Genomic DNA, 19,302 nt, shown 5'->3' on the forward strand with positions numbered 1-19,302 from the left:
ATATATTATTTAAAAAACATTTAAAATATATTTTAAAAAAGTATAAAAAGTGGTAATATATATTTTATTTAAAAAACAATTAAAATATATTTTTATTAAAAGTTATAACTACATAAACAAAATAATAATTATATATTAATTATTATTTCATGATAGTGAGGTATACTATTTAATGAGTAAAAGGAAAATGTACATGGAGATAGCAAATATGCTTTCTCTAATTAGTCAAGTGGGAATAATGATATTAATATCTATATTAGGATGTACCTTTATAGGGAAGTTTTTAGACTCTAAGTTTAATACTAGTCCGATTCTAATGCTTATATTCTTAGTATTAGGAATTGGCGGTGCATTCAGGGCAGTTTATAAAACTCTAATAGTATATACAAAAAGGAAGTGATATCATGCATTCAAAACTACACGATGAAATAAACTACGTAACAAAAGGAGTTATAGTATTTGATTTAATAGTAATGATATTATTATTGATAACGTCAACTTTCAGTAAGCCTATGATTTTAGGATTAGTGTTTGGAACAATAATAGCAGTACTTAATTTTAGATTGATAGCTATAACGATACAAAAATCAGTAACTATGCCTGTTTCAAGGGCTCAAATATATTATTCAATTCAATATATGATGAGAATGACTGTAACAGGAGTAGTTCTGTTAGTCTCTGTAAAAGCCCCGCATTTACATATAATAGGGGTGGCAATAGGGTTATTAAGTCCTAAGTTTGTTATATTAGCAAAACCATTATTAATAGACAAACTAAAAAGAAAGGAGGCGTAAGTATGAGTCAAGCAGAATGGATTATATTTTTTGGTGACTTCAAAATAAGTGAAACAGTAATAACAAGTTGGATTATAATAGCTGGATTAGCTTTAGGATCTTTTTTACTAACTAGAAACTTAAAGAAAGTACCTACAAGTAAAGTTCAGATATTTCTTGAGATTTTCATAGGTGGAATTTCTGATCTAGTAACAGATACTATGGGTGAAAAGCTAGTTAAAAAAATGCCGAGTATAATACCATACATAGGAAGCTTATTTTTATTCTTTGCATGTTCTAACCTAATAGGGTTGCTAGGGTTTAGATCACCAACTACAGATTTGGACACAACACTAGCATGGGCATTAATAACATTCACTATGATTTACTATGTGGGTATTAAGAATAATGGAATTGGTCACTTAAAAGAGTTAATAGAACCAAATATAGTAATGTTACCACTTAATATAATTGGAGAGTTGGCGAAACCAATTTCATTAAGTTTCCGTCCATTCGGGAATATATTAGGTGGAGCAGTTATAATGGGCTTACTATATCAATTCTTGGGATATGTATCAACTTTAATCCCAGGGGTAGAGATACCATTTGCTCAATTATTAATACCAGTACCACTACATTTATACTTTGATATATTTGCAGGGGTATTACAATCGTTTATATTTATAATGTTAACGATGGTATTTGTAGGAAGTACTGTAGAGTAAAATTGTAATTTAAAACTTTAAAAAACTATTTAAAAATTTAAGGAGGAATTAATTATGGAAACAGCTATAATCGCAGCAGGTTCAGCTATAGGAGCAGGTCTTGCAGTAGCAACAGGAATCGGAGCAGGAATCGGACAAGGAATCGCAGCAGGTAAAGGTGCAGAAGCAGTTGGTAATCAACCAGAAGCACAACAAGATATAATAAAGACTATGTTACTTGGGGCTGCAGTTGCAGAATCTTCTGCAATATACGGACTAGTTATAGCAATAATCCTTATATTCGCTAATCCATTCTTTAAAATGTTAGGAATGTAATTAAAATTAGTGAAATGTTGTAAGTAGGAGATAGCAAAACTATCTCCTACTTATGAATTGTGATTGGTAGAAAGGAGGATAACATATGGAACTTAAGCCATTAATAGGCATAACATACGAATTAGCATTTCAGCTTGTAAATACTTTCTTAGTATTTGTACTTTTAAAGAAACTTTTATTTAAACCGGTATTAGGTATAATAGAAGCTAGAGAAAAAGATATAAAAGAAAATTTAGCACAAGGAGAAAAAGCTAAAACTGAAGGTATATCTTTAATGAAAGAGTACGAAGAAAAGATAGGTTCTGCTAAGAATGAAGGGCAAGAAATAATAAAACAAGCTACTTTAAGAGCAGAGCAAAAAGAAGTTGAAATAGTATCTACTGCAAAGCAAGAAGCTCAAAATTTAAGAGAAAAAGCTAGCAAAGATGTAGAGCAAGAAAGACAAAAGGTTATGAATGAAATCAAAAATGATATATCAGACATAGCATTATTAGCTGCATCTAAAGTTATTGAAAAGGACTTAGATAAGTCTAAGCATGAAGAGTTAATAAATAACTTTATAAAAGAGGTAGGCGAATCTAAATGATAAATTTAATTGCAGGAAGATATGCTGAAGCCCTATTTCAAGTAGGAGAAGAAACAAATTCAACTACTAAGTTATGTGAAGAACTGAGTGCAGTAGTAGATATACTTAAATCTAACAAAGATTTTTATAGTGTATTAAAATCTCCAATTGTAGCAAAAGGAGAAAAGAAAGACATAATAGAAAAAGTTTTTAGTAGTCAAATAAGTGATAACTTAAACAATTTCTTAAAAATAATAATAGATAAAGATAGAGTATCGGCTATAGAAGCTGTAGAAAAATCATACAAAGTATTATTAAATGAAAAGAATAACATCATAGAAGGTATCGCAATAACAGCGGTTGCTATGAGTCAAGAAGAAATAAAGCAGCTTGAGGCTAAACTTTCAAGCAAATACAATAAAAATGTTACTTTAGAAAATAAAGTTGACAAGTCTATATTAGGTGGAGTTTTAGTTAGACTTGGAAACGAAGAGATAGATGGTACTGTTAAGACTCGTTTAGCGAAGATGAAGTATCAATTATCTCAAGTAATATCTTAGAATGGCGGTGAACCCATGAACTTGAGACCTGAAGAAATAAGTTCTATAATTAAAGAACAAATAAAAAATTATGAGAATAAAGTTGAATTAACTGATACAGGTAGTGTTTTAAAAGTTGGAGATGGTATAGCTAGTGTTTATGGATTAGAAAATGCTATGGCTGGAGAACTTTTAGAATTCCCTGGTGAAATTTACGGAATGGCTCTTAACCTTGAAGAAGATATGGTTGGGGTAGTTATGCTTGGTAATGACCAAGGTATAAAAGAAGGCGATATAGTTAAAAGAACTGGTACTGTAGTTCAAGTTCCAGTTGGAGAAGCTTTAGTAGGAAGAGTTGTAAATGCATTAGGTCAACCAATAGATGGAAAAGGACCTATAAACTCAGATAAATTTAGACCAGTAGAATCTGAAGCTACAGGAATAATAGCTAGAAAATCTGTTCATCAATCACTTGAAACAGGTATAAAAGCTATAGATGCCATGATTCCAATAGGAAAAGGGCAAAGAGAACTTGTAATCGGAGATAGACAAACTGGTAAAACATCTATATGTATAGATGCAATACTTAACCAAAAAGGTAAGGATGTTATATGTGTATACGTTGCTATAGGACAAAAACGTTCTACAGTAGCTCAATTAGTTAACACTTTAGAAAAAGGTGGAGCTATGGATTACACAATAGTAGTATCTGCTACAGCATCTGAACCAGCACCACTACAATTCTTAGCACCATATGCAGGTACTGCAATGAGTGAAGAATTTATGTTTGAAGGAAAACATGTTCTTATAGTATATGATGATTTAACTAAGCATGCCGTTGCATACAGAGAAATGTCATTATTACTTAAGAGACCACCAGGTCGTGAAGCTTATCCTGGGGATGTATTCTACTTACATTCAAGATTATTAGAAAGATCTGCTAAGTTATCTGATGAATTAGGTGGAGGTTCTATAACTTCATTACCTATAATCGAAACTCAAGGTGGAGACGTTTCTGCATATATACCAACTAATGTTATATCTATAACGGATGGACAGATATACTTAACACCAGAATTATTCTATGCGGGTATAAGACCAGCAGTTGATCCTGGTATATCAGTATCAAGGGTTGGAGGATCTGCTCAAATAAAGGCAATGAAAAAAGTTGCTGGACCATTAAAGCTTCTTTACTCTCAATATAAAGAACTTGCTGCATTCGCTCAGTTTGGATCTGACTTAGACGAAGATACTAAAAAGAGACTTGCACAAGGGGAAAGAATAGTTGAAGTATTAAAGCAAGCTGAGCATCAACCATTAGCAGTAGAAAATCAAGTTATGATGATACATGCTGTTACAAATGATTTATTAGCAGACATACCTGTTAATAGCATAGCAAAATTTGAAAAAGAATTATATGAATTTGTTAATACAAATTATCCAGAAATAGGAAAGAAAATTCTTGAAAATGCAGATTTTACTCAAGAATTAACTAACGCTATAAATGAATTTAAGAAAAAATTTGTTATAGAAGCGTAATCCTTTTTAAAAAAGGAGGTAACCAAATTGGCAGGAGCTGGAATGAAGGAAATTAAAACTCGTATTAAGAGTGTTGAGAGTACTAAGCAAATAACTAAGGCCATGGAGCTAGTTTCATCTTCGAAGTTTAGAAAAGCTAAAGAGAAAGCTGAAAGTTCAAGACCTTATTTTAATACTTTGTATAATACTGTTCAAGATATAGCGAAAAATACGAGTGGAAGTAAAAATATACTTCTTAAAGAAAGAAAAGTTAATAACGTATGTTATATAGTAATAGCTGGAGATAGAGGATTAGCTGGAGGTTATAACTCTAATATTTTAAAAGCAGTGCTTGCACATAATGAACATAAAACAGCAAAAATAATCTCTGTAGGAAAAAAGGCAAAAGAGTCTTTATCTAAGAGAGGTTATGAAATAATAGATTCTATAGATTCTGTAGAAGATGCTATTTATGAAGATGCAAACAGAATAGCTCAAAGAGCTATGGAAGCTTATAAAAATGGAGAGGTTGATGAGGTAAATCTTGTTTATACAGAATTTATATCTGCATTAGACCAACAACCAAAAGTAGTTAAATTATTACCAGTTACAATAGATAATAACAATAAAGAAAAATCTAAGAAAAGCAAAGCTGCAGTTCAATATTTACCTTCTCCTGATGCGGTACTTAGTTATGTATTACCTAAGTATGTTTCAGGAAGTGTATATGGAGCTATAGCAGAATCTTTTGCATCTGAGCAAGCGGCAAGAAGAACTGCTATGGAATCAGCTACAGACAATGCTAATGAGATGATATCTAAATTACAATTAATTTACAATAGAGCGAGACAAGCAGCAGTTACTCAAGAAATATCTGAAATAGTTGGAGGAGCTGCAGCATCTCAATAATGAAGGAGGTTAGGACATGGCAAATGTAGGTAAAATAGTTCAGGTCATAGGGCCAGTATTAGACGTCAAGTTTAATAGTGAAAAAAGCTTACCTAATCTATTAAATGCATTAGTGATAAAGCATGGAGATAAAGAAATAGTAGCAGAAGTTTCACAACATGTTGGTGATGATACTGTTAGATGTATATCAATGAGTTCAACGGATGGACTTGTAAGAGGTATGGACGTTACAGATACAGGAGCTCCAATAAGTGTTCCAGTAGGGAATTCAACTTTAGGAAGAATATTCAACGTACTAGGTCAACCAGTTGATGGTCAGGAAGCACCAAAAGATGCTCCTCAATTACCTATACATAGACCAGCTCCAAGTTTCGAAGAATTACAACCAACTGCTGAAATACTAGAAACTGGTATAAAGGTAGTTGACTTATTAGCACCATACTTAAAAGGTGGTAAGATAGGTCTATTTGGTGGAGCAGGAGTTGGAAAAACAGTTCTTATACAAGAGCTTATAAACAACATAGCTTCTCAACATGGTGGTATATCAGTATTCGCAGGAGTTGGAGAAAGAACTAGAGAAGGTAATGACCTTTACGGAGAAATGAGTGAGTCTGGAGTTATAAAGAAGACTGCACTAGTATTCGGACAAATGAATGAGCCACCTGGAGCGAGAATGAGAGTTGCGTTAACAGGACTTACAATGGCAGAATATTTCAGAGACCAAGAGAAGCAAGACGTTTTATTATTCGTAGATAATATATTCCGTTTCACTCAAGCAGGATCTGAAGTTTCAGCGCTTCTTGGGCGTACTCCATCAGCAGTTGGATACCAACCAACATTAGCTACAGAGATGGGTAGATTACAAGAGAGAATAACATCTACTAAGAGTGGATCTATAACATCTGTTCAGGCTGTATATGTACCTGCCGATGACTTAACAGATCCAGCACCAGCTACAACATTTGCTCATTTAGATGCAAAAACTGTTTTATCTAGACAAATAGCATCTTTAGGGATATTCCCAGCGGTTGACCCATTAGAATCTAGTTCAAGAGTTCTAGATCCTCATATAGTTGGTAAAGAACACTATGCAGTAGCAAGAGGGGTTCAATCTATATTACAAAGATACAATGAACTTCAAGATATAATAGCTATACTTGGTATGGATGAATTATCTGATGAAGATAAATTAACAGTTACTCGTGCGAGAAAGATACAAAGATTCTTATCTCAACCTTTCTTCGTTGGAGAACAATTTACTGGATTCCCAGGTAAATATGTACCATTAAAAGAAACTATAAGAAGTTTCAAAGAAATATTAGAAGGAAAGCATGATAACTTACCTGAATCAGCATTCTTATTTGCAGGAAACATAGATGATGTAATTGAGAAAGCAAAGGAGAGTAGATAATTATGGCAAATGAATTTGCTCTTGAAATTGTCACTCCTGATAAAACCTTCTATAATGGAAGTGCTGAAATGATTATAGTTAGAACTACTGAAGGAGATGCGGGTATACTTAAAAACCACAGACCTTTAGTAGCAGGACTTGCAACTGGAACTCTACGTATAAAAAAAGATGGAAACTATAAAGAGGCTAAAATCTCTGGAGGATTCATGAACGTAGATAAAGAAAAAACAGTTATAGTAACTGAATCTGCTGACTGGATATAAATATTAATATTTGATATGTAAGGGCTAGGTATTTTACCTAGTCCTTTTTATATTTAAATAAACTTAATTATAATAATTATTGTAAATTACATGGTTTTTGAGATAAAGCATAAAATATTACTTATATAGAATTAAAACGTTGTATATAAATAATATTTTGAAACTAAAATAAAAAATCATTGAATATAATCATTCAAGAGTAATACAATAATAATATAAGTATTTTTTGGAGGATGTTATGAATATACTAGACATTGGAATTGATATTATTGAAATTGAAAGAATAAAAGAGGCTATAAATAATAATCCTAGGTTTTTGAATAAAATATTTACAGATGATGAAATAAAATATTTTGAATCAAAGGGTTTTAAACCTGAGAGTATAGCAGGCAATTTCGCGGCGAAAGAGGCTATTAGTAAAGCTATAGGAAGAGGGATAAGAGACTTTAATTTCAAAGATATTGAAGTATTACGAAACGAATTAGGTAAGCCTATAGTTAAAACTTATAATAATTTGCAACAAATATGCATAGATTATAACGTTTTAGAAATAAAAGTTTCAATATCTCACTGTAAAGAATATGCTGTAGCAAATGCTATGACTATAATTAAGGAGTGATAAAATGAAAAATAAAACAGCTAAAGATATAATGACAACAGAAGTAATAATAGCAAATAGAGAAGATAGCATAGTGAGTGTAGCAAAGTTATTAATAGAAGAAAAGATAGGAGGAATGCCCGTAGTAGATGAGAACAATAAAGTAGTGGGTATAATTTCTGAAACAGATATAATGAAGAAGGAAAAATATGTAGAAGCACCACAATCTATAAACATATTACAAGGATTACTATTTTTTGATGACTTCAAGCAAATGGAACAAGATATTAAAAGAATAGCAGCTTATAAAGTGAAAGAGTTAATGTCTACAGAAATAGTTAAAGTTCATGAAGATGATAAATTTGATGATGTAGCTAATATTATGATAAAAAAATCAATCAACAGAGTACCTGTTGTGGATTCTACAAATACTCTTAAAGGTATTATATGTAGATATGATATAATAAAAGCCATGTATAATGAATAAAATTTAGTGGGAGGATTTTTGTGAGGAAAGAGTGGACTATACTAATAGTGATAACTATTGGCATACTAGGTATTTTTGTAGGTTGCCAAAAAAGAGAGTCCACAAAAGAAGAGGTATATGAAGAATTTCAAAAGAAAATTTCGACTATGAAGTCGTATAAGTGCAGTGCAGAAGTAGAAGTGGCAGGAAATAAGAGTGCACAAAATTATATTTTTATTCATAATTATAATAAACCAGATAATTATAAGCTAGAGGTTATTTATCCAGAACATCTAAAAGGAAAAACTATGGAGTATAAAAACAATAAAATATTGGTTGAAAATCCTGATATAGATGATATGGTAGAGCTGCCTAATGTAGGTAGGAATGACCAATATATGTTTATAGGTGATTTTATAAAAAATTATCTACAGAATGAAGAAATAGAAATGCAATTAGCTAAAGGAAATTTGATTTTAGAAACGTACATACCAGGAGAAGATGAATATTTTAATAAACAAGTATTATATGTAAATACTGAGACTAAAAACCCTGAAAAGATGGAAATATTAGATATTAAAGGAAAAAATAGATTTACTGTTAATTATAAAGATTTTAAGTATACAAAATAAGGGGGACTAAACACAGATGAAAAATAAAATAACAGCTCCTACGTGGGCGGAGATAAATCTAGATAACATAAAATTTAATTTGAGTAATATAAAAAAAATATTAAAGGAAGATACTAAAATTTGTGGAGTATTAAAAGCTAATGCATATGGCCATGGTTCAGTAGAAGTTGCAAAATTGCTAGAGAAAGAAAAGGTCGACTACTTTGCAGTTGCTAGGCTAGAAGAAGCTATAGAACTTAGAGAAAATGATATAACACTTCCTATATTATGTTTAGGATATATTCCAGAGGAATCTTTAGAAATCGCTATTATAAACAATATAATTATAACTATTTATTCTTTAGAAATGGCACAAAAAATTAATAACATTGCAAAGTGCATAAAAGAAAAAGCTTTTGTTCATATTAAAATAGATACAGGAATGACAAGAATAGGATTTCAACCCAATAAAGAAGCAATAATAGATATAACTCAAATTTATGAACTAGAAAACATAAACGTAGAAGGCATATATACTCATTTTGCTACAGCAGATGATATAAATAAAGAGTTTACTAATACTCAAGCACAAAGATTTAAGTTTATGGTTGAACAGTTAGAATTGCTTGGAATAAATATACCTATCAAACATGTATCTAATAGTGCTGCAATTATGGATTTACCAGATTTAAAGTTTGATATGGTTAGGTGTGGAATTATATTATATGGACATTATCCATCTGACAGTGTACTAAAAGAAAGGCTTGCATTAAAGCCTGCTATGACGCTAAAAACAACAGTAGCTCATATAAAAGAAGTACAGTCAGGAGTAGGGATAAGCTACGGACTAAAATATAAGTGCAATAGTAAAGAAAGAATAGTAACAATACCTATTGGATATGCTGATGGGTTTACAAGGATGCAACCAAATCCAAAGGTGTGGATAAAGGAGCAATCCTTTGATGTTGTAGGTAGAATATGCATGGATCAGTGCATGGTTAGAATTGATAAAGATATAAATATAGAAGTTGGAGATCCGGTTATAATATTTGGAGAAGTAAATAGAAGTGTTGAAAATATAGCAAATAACCTAGGAACTATAAACTATGAAGTGTTATGTATGGTATCAAGGAGAGTTGACCGAGTTTATATGGAAAGAAATGCAATTTTACAAGTGGAGAGTTATTTGATAAAATAAAATTGATAGTATACCCCCGGGAGGCGATTTTGTGCACAATAAAAGTAAGGAAAAAATTATATTTACTTTACCGGATTCTCTCGTATCTGAAGTAGACTATATCGTCCAGATGGAGAATAGCAATAGAGAAGATTTTGCAAAAGCTGCTTTTCAATTCTATATAACCCAAAAGAAAAAAATAGATTTTAAAGAATCTATGATTAAGGGTTATAAAGAAATGGGTCAAATTAACCTATCATTAGCTGAATTAGGTATGACAAATGAGGTATCTCCCGATGATAGTATCGAAGGGAAGATCGCTCAAGGTGAGTATTAACTTAGATATAAAGCGAGGAGACTTATATTACGCTGATTTAAGCCCGGTTGTTGGATCTGAACAAGGTGGTGTTCGGCCAGTTTTGATAATACAAAATGATATAGGAAATAAGTACAGTCCAACTGTAATAATAGCCGCGATAACATCTCAGATTAATAAAGCGAAACTGCCTACTCATTTAGAAATTAGTGCTAATGAATATGGGCTTAATAAAGATTCGGTTATTCTCTTGGAGCAGATAAGAACTATAGACAAAAAAAGACTAAGAGAAAAAATAGGTTGTCTAGATAAGAACATGATGGCAAAAGTTGATAATAGTCTTCAGATAAGTCTAGGACTATTTGTACTATAAGAAATTATTGATATTATTTTAATATCAATAATTTTTTTGCATTAAAATAATAATATCTTTATTAGTAAATAAGATGCTATTACTTTAAGTATATATTTGTTAATAAGTAACTTAAAATAAAAACTATTAAATAATACCATAAAAATATTGTTTTGATGTGATTTAAATTAATTATAAATATAATAACTTAAATAGGAGTGTTGCACAAGTAAAGTTTTGAAGTTAGATGAATAAGAAAAAATGCTTGTAATATGTTTTATTAAAAAATAGAGTAAAAAAATTGTACAAAAGTGATATAATAATATGAGATTGTAAAGAACATTTATATGAGTAAATTTTAAATTTACAAACACAGGGAGGTAATTACATGAGAGACCATAAAGGATTAAATGAGATTGCACGTATTATCAGAAAAGATATAGTCTCTATGATACATGGATCGAAGTCTGGACATCCAGGAGGGTCATTATCAGCTGTTGAGATACTAACAGCGCTTTACTTTGATGAGATGAATGTAGATCCTAATAATTGCAAAATGGAAGATAGAGATAGATTTGTTTTATCAAAAGGACATGCAGCACCAGTGTTATATTCAACGTTAGCCCACAAAGGATATTTTGATAGAGAAGAGTTAAAAGGACTAAGAAAAATAGGAAGAATGTTACAAGGGCATCCTGATATGAAGGGAACTCCAGGAGTTGATATGTCAACAGGATCATTAGGACAAGGTTTTTCGGTAGCTTGTGGAATGGCTATGGCATCTAAACTAGATAATGCACCATGGAGAGTATACACTATACTTGGTGATGGAGAAGTTCAAGAAGGTATAGTTTGGGAAGCTGCTATGAGTGCTGCTCATTACAAACTTGACAACATGGTTGCATTCTTAGACTACAATGGTCTTCAAATAGATGGAGATGTAGCGAAAGTAATGAATATAGGTCCTATAGTTGATAAGTTTAAAGCTTTCGGATGGAATGTAATAGAAATAGATGGACACGACTTTGATCAAATATTTGCAGCTTTAGATATGGCTAAAGAAACTGTAGGCAAGCCTACAATGATAGTTGCTAAGACGGTAAAAGGTAAAGGTGTGTCATTTATGGAAAATGAAGCAGGATGGCATGGAACGGCTCCAAGTGATAGTGATTTAGAAAGAGCTTTAACAGAATTAGGGGGTGCAGATAATGAGTAACATAGCAACTAGAGAAGCGTACGGAAAAGCATTAGTTAAACTAGGACAAGTTAACGATAACGTGGTTGTATTAGATGCAGATTTATCAAAATCTACTAAGACAAATGATTTTTATAAGGCATTTCCAGAGAGATTCTTCAATATGGGAATAGCTGAGCAAAATTTAATAGGAGCAGCTTGTGGCCTTGCTACTGCAGGAAAGATTCCATTTGCAAGTAGTTTTGCTATGTTTGCTACAGGAAGAGCTTTCGAAGTAATAAGAAACTCAGTAGCTTATCCTAAGTTAAATGTTAAGGTATGTGCTACTCATGCTGGACTTACAGTAGGAGAAGATGGTGCATCTCATGAAACGGTAGAAGATATAGCTATAATGAGAGTTATACCTAATATGACGGTTTTAGTACCGGCAGATGGTGTAGAAACAGAGCAAATCATATTTGAAGCAGCAAAGTTTAATGGACCTATGTATGTTCGTTTAGGAAGAAGTGCTGTTCCTACATTATTTGATGAAAATTATAAGTTTGAAATAGGAAAAGGTGTAGTAGTTAGAGAAGGAAATGATGCTACGATAATAGCTTGTGGAATAATGGTTAATGAAGCAATAATAGCTTCTGAAACATTAAAATCAGAAGGTATAAATGTTAGAGTCGTAAACATGTCTACTATAAAACCTATAGATAAAGAATTAATAATAAATGCAGCTAAAGAAACAGGTGTAATAGTAACTGCTGAAGAACATAGTATAATCGGTGGATTAGGTTCTGCGGTAAGTGAAGTTGTAAGTGAAGAGTGTCCAGTTGTTGTTAAAAAAGTAGGAGTTAAAGATGTATTCGGTGAATCAGGAACTCCTATGGAATTATTAAAGAAACATGGTTTAACAGCTGATAATATAGTTGATGCGGTTAAACAAGCAGTAGCAAAAAAATAATAACAAAGAGAAAGATATAGTCTAGTTTTAGAGATTGTATCTTTTTTTATTGCGAATTATTCTTCTAAGGTTTGTATAACTTTCATATATTTAAAATATATGGGGGTGATAAATGTGAATATAAAGTTTAATATCAAAGGGGTAATATATGGTGTAATAGTTGTAGCACTTATAATAGGTGGGTTCATGATTATACCAAATATGTTTATGGAAAATTCGAAACCAGTAGATTATACAATGGTTCAAAGAGAAGCTATACCAGAAAAAATATTAGACATAATGGAAAAATACACTAATGAAGAGAGAGCTTTAGCTATGAAACTAGATAAAAAGATATATGTAATAGTAACAAGGGGTAATGATAATGAGCATGGTATAGAGATGGATAAAATAGATATAGTTCAAAAAGACGATAAAGAAGTAATGAGAGTAAAGGTTACATATAAAGAAAAAGAAAAATCATATCCATACATAGTTGTAGAGACGAATCTTAGTGAATTACCAGATAGAATAGAGTTAAATACGGCAACGGAAGAAAAGTAAAATAAATTATAAAAGGTTATTTTAGTAAGTTACTAAAGTAACCTTTTATAATTTATTTTATATTTAGTAATTATTTACTAAGAAGTAGGGAAAAATAAATCCTAAAATGATGTTGAGAGGTGAATAAATGTTGAATATAGATAAATATAAAGTTAAAGTTGAAGACTTAAAATCTAAGCATTCATTGGAAGATATAGAGTTCAATACAACTGAAGATATAGTGCCTATAAGAGAGATAATAGGACAAGAACGAGCGGTACAAGCTATAGAGTTCGGACTTAAAATGAAACAAAAAGGATATAACATATATGTGGCTGGTGTAAGTGGAATAGGAAGAACTAGCTATACCCATACATTAATAAAAAAACATGCTAAAACAAGGGAAAACCTAAAAGATTGGCTATATGTAAATAATTTTAAAAATTCTAATGAACCAACAGTTTTATGCTTTAAGGGTGGGGAAGGTAAAAAATTCAAAAAAGATATAGATGATATAATAGAGAAGTTAAAAGATGAGATTCCTAAAATATTTAAGTCTAAAGAATATGAATATCACAATAGGATATTGATGAGCGAATTAGAAGAAAATATTCAAAAGATTATAGCTGAACTAAATGAGTTTGCACAACCTAGAAATTTTAAGTTTGAGGTTACAGAAAGAGGACTTATGAGTGTTCCAATTAAAGAAGATGGGACATTGATGCAAGAAGAGGAATTAGGTAAGTTAACAGCAATAGAAATTAGAAAATTAAGAGAAGATGGACTTAAGTTAAATAAAGAGAGTAAGGATTATATAGATAAAATAAAAGCATGTGAAGATGCATATAAAAATAAAAACTGTGATTTAGATAGAAATGTAGGAAGAAGTCTAATTGGCTTCTATGGTCAGTATCTATTAAATAAATATGCAGAAGATGAGAAAACTAAAAAATATATAAATGATTTGTGTAATGATATAGTAGACAATATATCTAAGTTTAAAACTGAGAATGAAGAAAGTCAACAAAATTCAATGGCTCTATTAGGAATGATATCTCCTAAAAATGACGAAAAATTCTTTAACAAATATAAGGTTAATCTATTTATAGATAATAGTGAATGTGATGAGTGTAAAATAATAATAGAGAATAATCCTACATATTATAATTTAACAGGATGTATAGATTATAAAAATGAAATCGGGGCATTAACTACTAGCTTCATGGAAATAAAACCGGGTTCATTGCACAAGGCTAATGGAGGATATCTTATTATAAATGTAAAGGACTTATTGTCTAATCCATTTTCTTGGGATTGTTTAAAAAGAAGTTTAAAAACTGAGAAAATATCAATAGAGTCTTTAAATAAGCAACTAGGATATTTAGTAGCTTCTACCCTTAAACCAGAACCTATAGATTTAGATATAAAGGTTATATTAGTAGGGGATAGTTATTACTATAGTCTTTTATATGCATATGAAGAGGACTTCAGAAATTTATTTAAGATAATGGCTGATTTTGATATTGAAATAGATAAAAATAAAGAAAATATATATAAGACAGTGCAATTAATAGCCAATAAGTGCAATGAAGAGAATTTGAAGCATTTTGATAAGCTAGCTGTAGAAAAATTAATAGAGTATAGTACTAGGATGAGTGATAGTAAGGATAAACTTACCGCTAGGTTTAATAAAATAGTAGATATAATATATGAAGCTGATGCAGTTAGTTCAGATGATAATGTATATATAACTTCAGAAGATGTTCAAAAAGCAATAGACCAAAAGAGATATAGAAGTAATAAATACGAAGAAAAGTTAAATGAGATGTTTAGAGATGGTACATTACTAATAGATATAGATGGAGAAAAAGTAGGTCAAATAAATGGATTGGCAGTAATGGGAACAGGAGAGTATTCTTTTGGAAAACCATCAAAGATAACAGCTTCTACATATAAGGGTAGAAGTGGAGTAATAAATATAGAAAGAGAGATTAAGCAAAGTGGTAGTATACACGATAAAGGAGTCTTAATATTAAGTGGATATTTAGGTGCTAGATATGGTAAAGAAAAGCCGTTGTCTATAACTACATCTATAACATTTGAACAAAACTATAGTGGAGTAGATGGAGATAGTGCATCTAGTACAGAGTTATATGCAATAATATCCAGTATAGCCGATATACCAATAAAACAATATATAGCTGTAACTGGTTCGGTCAGTCAAAAAGGAGAAATACAGCCTATAGGAGGAATAAATCAAAAAATAGAAGGATTCTTTGATGTATGTAAGATTAAAGGATTTACAGGTAAACAAGGGATTATGATGCCTATACAAAATGTCAAAAATCTTCTTCTTAAAGAGGAAGTTGTAGAAGCTGTAAAAGCAGGTAAATTTAATATATATGCAATAAGTAGTATTGAAAATGGTTTAGAGATATTAACAGGAAAGAATATAAGTGAAATAGATAAAGTGGTTAATGAAACTTTAGAGAAATATAGAAAATCAGATAAAGATGATGAAGATGATGACAAGAAAAATAAGAAAGACTTTGATGAAAATGAAGAGTGTAAAAAAGATGATAAAAAAGATATAAATATAAAATAGGTATTTAATGCAAAAGTATTCTCTAATAAATTTGATTAGAAGAATACTTTTGCTTAGTATTCTATGTACTTTAAATAATCTTAAATTATAAGAAGCTAAATAAAATTAAATAAACAGACAAACAAAGAAGATATTTATTTGTTAGGAGTTAATATTTGAGTTTCCGTAATGATGTAGTCTAGTTGAGCATCGTGATCCTCTTTAGGAACAGAATCAAATATTTGTAAATCAAATGCTATTCCTATAGTTATAGAATCATCTCTAAGTCTATTTAAGAATCTATCATAAAAACCACCGCCATATCCTAATCTATAACAGTTTTTATCATAAGCAACGGCAGGAACTATTACTACATCAAGATCGAGTACATCAATTGTAGGAGAACATTCTTCTTTAGGTTCTCTTATACCATAAGCACCAATCTTGATTCCGTCTTTTAGATCTGTAATTTGAGAAGGTATTAACTTTCGTTCATCTTTCAAAGTTATAGGTGATGAAACAACTTTTTTAAGGCAAACAAGTTTATTGATTAATTCATCTGTTTGAACTTCATTATTAAAATCTAAATAAAGCATAATGTTTTGAGCATTCTTAATACAATCTAACGATAATAATTTTTCGGTTATTATAGAAGAATTTTTAGATATAAACTCAGGACTTTGATTTTTTCTATCGCATATAACTTTCTTTCTAAATTCCTTTTTCATAAAATTCACCCCTTTTTGTATGGTATAATATGGATATATATCCAATATAAATTTTAGTACATTTAATTAGATTAAAGCAACACAAAAGGGAAATGGTAATAAAAATAATAGCTAGTCATATAATATATAGTAGATTAGATAAAGGAGATGCAGCGTAATGATTTCAAAGAAAAAAGCTATAATATACGGTATAGTTCTCGTAATAGTTACAGCTCTATTTACATCCTCTCTTCAAATTGCAATAGGTGATAGAGTGGTTGTATCAAAAGAAATGTACGAGAGTTATAAAAAATATAATAAAATGGTTGGGTTAGAAGGAGTAATAAAAGAAGATTTTTACCAAAAAACAGAAGATGATAAATTAGTAAATTCAGCTATAAAAGGATTATTTACTGGATTAGAAGATCCATATTCTCAGTATTACACAGAAGAAGAATTTAATAGATTGAAAGAACAGACTAGTGGATCGTTTGTAGGTATAGGTGTATTTATAAGTCCTTCAGAAGATGATGAATATTTAATGGTTATATCTCCTATCGAAGGTTCACCAGCGGAGAAAAGTGGGATACAAGCAGGAGATAAGATAATAAAAGTAGATGGAAAGCCTGTATCAGCGAAAAATTCAGATGAAGCTATAAGTATGATTAAAGGAAAAGAAGGTACTACTGTAGAACTAACATTGAATAGAGATGGTAAAGAACTTAATATTAAAGTTAAAAGAGAAGAAATTGTATCAAAGAGTATACAAAGTAAAATATTAGAGGATGATATAGGATACATACAAATCACTTCATTTAGTGAAAATACATATAAAGAATTTAAATCGGCATTAGACAAGATAAAAGAAGAAGGAATAAAAGGATTAGTACTAGATGTAAGAGATAATGGTGGAGGACTATTAACAGTATGTCAAGAAATCGCGGATGAGTTAATAGGTGAAGGGACTATAGTTTATACTAAAGATAATAAAGGGAACACTGAATATTTAAAATCAGACAAAGATAAACTAGGATTACCAATAGCTATACTAACAAATGAGAATAGTGCATCAGCTTCAGAAATTCTTACAGGAGCAATAATAGATAATAAAGTTGGAGTATCTGTAGGAACAACTACTTTTGGAAAAGGTCTGGTTCAAAGTGTTAGGGAATTAAAGGATGGTACAGGATATAAGTTAACTACAGCTCAATATTTTACTCCGAGTGGAGCATATATTAATGGCAAGGGTATACCACCTACGATAGAAGAGAAAAACGTAGAAAAACAGTTAGATGCTGCGGTTAAATGGATAAAAGAACAAATAAAATAATTTTACTATATAAATAAAGCAGGCTTAGTAGATTTGTCAACCTAGCCTGTTTTGTTTATATATAGATTGATTACTCAATGATTATACTATAAGATACAGTGAATATATTATTTACAGAGAGACTATTTATATAGTTTTTATTTTAAAAACAATTAATGCTATAAGATAAACCATACCGAGGGTCTATGCATAAAAATGGAACCGCATAATTAATATCGCTATAATAACGAAGTTTTCAAAAGCTATATTTATAAAGTTATCACTATTATGAGATTTTAAACAGATATTATTAATGTTTGCGTATATCAAGACGCCGCCTTTAAATAATTAACTATTCAAATCTAAATTAGTTAGATTATGTAAACGGATACATTTATAAAATTTTTCTATTAAACTTCTTAGAATAGATTCTTGTAAGTTTAACACTAGAATTTTTAGATTCAATTATTAAATTTTCACTTTATAATATATTTATTAAAATTACTATTTAAAGGTTTGGAAAAAATCATATAATAAAATATTTAATCTAATAAAATTTAATGTAAAATTTAAATGTTGAAAAATAATACAAGTTAAGTAGATTTCTTTTAAAATATGAACTTATTTAAGAAAATTTGCATTTAAAATAGAAGGAAATAAAACAATTGTATAGAATTAATTATTAAGTTAATAATGTTAAATAGGAAGTGATTGAATGAAAAAACCTACAGGAAAAGTTGTTAACTTTCAAGAATATAAAGAAAATAAAAGACAATTAGAGAGTGATAGGGAAGAACTTTTAAATCTAATAAAAAAGATAGTAACCACAAAATAGAGAGTACTTAGTACTCTCTATTTTCATGTAATTTAATAGGAAGTGTAACTGGTGTTTAAGATTGACATTACTAATTACTTATTATGTTTACTTAAATAGCTAAGTTAAGAGGTGTTATGACATTTTCAAATCATCCATGTAACTTTGAAACTGGTTAAATTCATTTGCATCATCTAATTCAACAACTTCTGAGTTTTCGGAATCGAAATTTTTAAGGTATATAGTATAGTTGTCATCTACACAATTATGGTATATACATCTATATCCATCTTCATATAAATCTTTTAGTTTATTGAAGTTAGCCATGTTATCACCTACTACTATTAAAGTAGCTTTTCCCTTCATAATATTTAAATTACATATTACTTTTATATAACTAATGTTATATTAGTTTTTATTATATTGTGGAATTTGATGAGTAATATTCAATAAAAAATTAAAAATAGATATGAAAACTCAGCAATATCAATAAATGGAAGTCTATTATAGATAATAAATGAAAAAAATATAAAAATTCTATTGACGATATTGGTTTGAGATGGTATAGTTATACTTGTCCTTAAGAAAAGGGCAAACATAAAAGAAAAAATGAACTTTGAAAATTAAACAGTAGGTTAATTTATAGAATTTGAAACAACCAAACATAAAGCCAGATATATAACA

General features: G+C 30.0%; 23 protein-coding genes. 21 read left to right on the forward strand and 2 right to left on the reverse strand.

Annotation, left to right across the window (positions count from 1 at the left end; translation table 11 throughout):
• The first annotated feature begins 193 nt into the window (after nt 1–193).
• The 20 genes from AC11VW_RS08700 (at nt 194) to AC11VW_RS08795 (ending at nt 15,809) form a co-directional block, all read left to right on the forward strand.
• Complete coding sequence (locus AC11VW_RS08700; protein ID WP_484301021.1) at nt 194–400, forward strand: AtpZ/AtpI family protein; 207 nt, start codon at nt 194–196, stop codon at nt 398–400.
• 4 nt (nt 401–404) lie between these two features.
• Nucleotides 405–794: an ATP synthase subunit I gene (locus AC11VW_RS08705; RefSeq protein ID WP_484301022.1), complete on the forward strand. Its 390-nt coding sequence runs from the start codon at nt 405–407 to the stop codon at nt 792–794.
• A gap of 2 nt (nt 795–796) precedes the next feature.
• Complete coding sequence (gene atpB, locus AC11VW_RS08710; protein WP_484301023.1) at nt 797–1,498, forward strand: F0F1 ATP synthase subunit A; 702 nt, start codon at nt 797–799, stop codon at nt 1,496–1,498.
• A gap of 54 nt (nt 1,499–1,552) precedes the next feature.
• The gene (gene atpE / locus AC11VW_RS08715; protein ID WP_484301024.1) at nt 1,553–1,813 is read left to right on the forward strand and encodes an ATP synthase F0 subunit C; all 261 of its coding nucleotides are present in this window, start codon (nt 1,553–1,555) and stop codon (nt 1,811–1,813) included.
• Between the two features lie 85 nt (nt 1,814–1,898).
• Nucleotides 1,899–2,399: a F0F1 ATP synthase subunit B gene (gene atpF / locus AC11VW_RS08720; protein ID WP_484301025.1), complete on the forward strand. Its 501-nt coding sequence runs from the start codon at nt 1,899–1,901 to the stop codon at nt 2,397–2,399.
• Nucleotides 2,396–2,938 (forward strand): F0F1 ATP synthase subunit delta, encoded by a 543-nt coding sequence (locus tag AC11VW_RS08725; protein ID WP_484301026.1) that lies wholly within the window; start codon nt 2,396–2,398, stop codon nt 2,936–2,938. The genes atpF and AC11VW_RS08725 overlap by 4 nt, the downstream gene beginning before the upstream one ends.
• A gap of 15 nt (nt 2,939–2,953) precedes the next feature.
• Entirely contained in the window at nt 2,954–4,456 is a 1,503-nt protein-coding gene (gene atpA / locus AC11VW_RS08730; protein ID WP_484301027.1) for a F0F1 ATP synthase subunit alpha, read from the forward strand.
• Between the two features lie 27 nt (nt 4,457–4,483).
• Nucleotides 4,484–5,344, forward strand: a complete 861-nt coding sequence (gene atpG / locus AC11VW_RS08735; protein ID WP_484301028.1) for an ATP synthase F1 subunit gamma — start codon at nt 4,484–4,486, stop codon at nt 5,342–5,344.
• 16 nt (nt 5,345–5,360) lie between these two features.
• Entirely contained in the window at nt 5,361–6,755 is a 1,395-nt protein-coding gene (gene atpD / locus AC11VW_RS08740; protein ID WP_484301029.1) for a F0F1 ATP synthase subunit beta, read from the forward strand.
• Nucleotides 6,756–6,757: 2 nt separating this feature from the next.
• Nucleotides 6,758–7,018: an ATP synthase F1 subunit epsilon gene (atpC, locus tag AC11VW_RS08745; protein ID WP_484301030.1), complete on the forward strand. Its 261-nt coding sequence runs from the start codon at nt 6,758–6,760 to the stop codon at nt 7,016–7,018.
• Between the two features lie 238 nt (nt 7,019–7,256).
• Complete coding sequence (gene acpS / locus AC11VW_RS08750) at nt 7,257–7,637, forward strand: holo-ACP synthase (protein ID WP_484301031.1); 381 nt, start codon at nt 7,257–7,259, stop codon at nt 7,635–7,637.
• Nucleotides 7,638–7,641: 4 nt separating this feature from the next.
• Nucleotides 7,642–8,103, forward strand: a complete 462-nt coding sequence (locus tag AC11VW_RS08755; protein ID WP_484301032.1) for a CBS domain-containing protein — start codon at nt 7,642–7,644, stop codon at nt 8,101–8,103.
• A gap of 20 nt (nt 8,104–8,123) precedes the next feature.
• Nucleotides 8,124–8,714: a germination lipoprotein GerS gene (gene gerS / locus AC11VW_RS08760; protein WP_484301033.1), complete on the forward strand. Its 591-nt coding sequence runs from the start codon at nt 8,124–8,126 to the stop codon at nt 8,712–8,714.
• A 16-nt stretch (nt 8,715–8,730) separates the two neighbouring features.
• Entirely contained in the window at nt 8,731–9,891 is a 1,161-nt protein-coding gene (gene alr / locus AC11VW_RS08765; protein WP_484301034.1) for an alanine racemase, read from the forward strand.
• A gap of 31 nt (nt 9,892–9,922) precedes the next feature.
• Nucleotides 9,923–10,207, forward strand: a complete 285-nt coding sequence (locus tag AC11VW_RS08770) for an antitoxin (RefSeq protein WP_484301035.1) — start codon at nt 9,923–9,925, stop codon at nt 10,205–10,207.
• Nucleotides 10,197–10,559: a type II toxin-antitoxin system PemK/MazF family toxin gene (locus tag AC11VW_RS08775; RefSeq protein ID WP_484301036.1), complete on the forward strand. Its 363-nt coding sequence runs from the start codon at nt 10,197–10,199 to the stop codon at nt 10,557–10,559. The genes AC11VW_RS08770 and AC11VW_RS08775 overlap by 11 nt, the downstream gene beginning before the upstream one ends.
• A gap of 367 nt (nt 10,560–10,926) precedes the next feature.
• Nucleotides 10,927–11,754: a transketolase gene (locus tag AC11VW_RS08780; RefSeq protein ID WP_484301037.1), complete on the forward strand. Its 828-nt coding sequence runs from the start codon at nt 10,927–10,929 to the stop codon at nt 11,752–11,754.
• Nucleotides 11,747–12,682, forward strand: coding sequence for a transketolase family protein (locus AC11VW_RS08785; protein WP_484301038.1), 936 nt, complete (start codon nt 11,747–11,749; stop codon nt 12,680–12,682). Before AC11VW_RS08780 ends, AC11VW_RS08785 begins: the two co-directional genes overlap by 8 nt.
• Before the next feature lie 114 nt (nt 12,683–12,796).
• The gene (locus AC11VW_RS08790; protein ID WP_484301039.1) at nt 12,797–13,225 is read left to right on the forward strand and encodes a hypothetical protein; all 429 of its coding nucleotides are present in this window, start codon (nt 12,797–12,799) and stop codon (nt 13,223–13,225) included.
• Between the two features lie 127 nt (nt 13,226–13,352).
• A complete protein-coding gene (locus AC11VW_RS08795; protein ID WP_484301040.1) occupies nt 13,353–15,809 on the forward strand; it encodes a Lon protease family protein in 2,457 nt (818 codons plus the stop codon).
• A 134-nt stretch (nt 15,810–15,943) separates the two neighbouring features.
• On the opposite strand, the gene AC11VW_RS08800 is transcribed toward AC11VW_RS08795, so the two are convergent.
• Nucleotides 15,944–16,516: a 5-formyltetrahydrofolate cyclo-ligase gene (locus AC11VW_RS08800; RefSeq protein WP_484301041.1), complete on the reverse strand. Its 573-nt coding sequence runs from the start codon at nt 16,514–16,516 to the stop codon at nt 15,944–15,946.
• A 157-nt stretch (nt 16,517–16,673) separates the two neighbouring features.
• Between AC11VW_RS08800 and AC11VW_RS08805 the strand changes: the two genes are divergently transcribed.
• Complete coding sequence (locus AC11VW_RS08805; RefSeq protein WP_484301042.1) at nt 16,674–17,825, forward strand: S41 family peptidase; 1,152 nt, start codon at nt 16,674–16,676, stop codon at nt 17,823–17,825.
• 928 nt (nt 17,826–18,753) lie between these two features.
• On the opposite strand, the gene AC11VW_RS08810 is transcribed toward AC11VW_RS08805, so the two are convergent.
• Entirely contained in the window at nt 18,754–18,945 is a 192-nt protein-coding gene (locus AC11VW_RS08810) for a hypothetical protein (protein ID WP_484301043.1), read from the reverse strand.
• Nucleotides 18,946–19,302: the final 357 nt, after the last annotated feature.

It is taken from the genome of Romboutsia sp. (assembly GCF_056995035.1).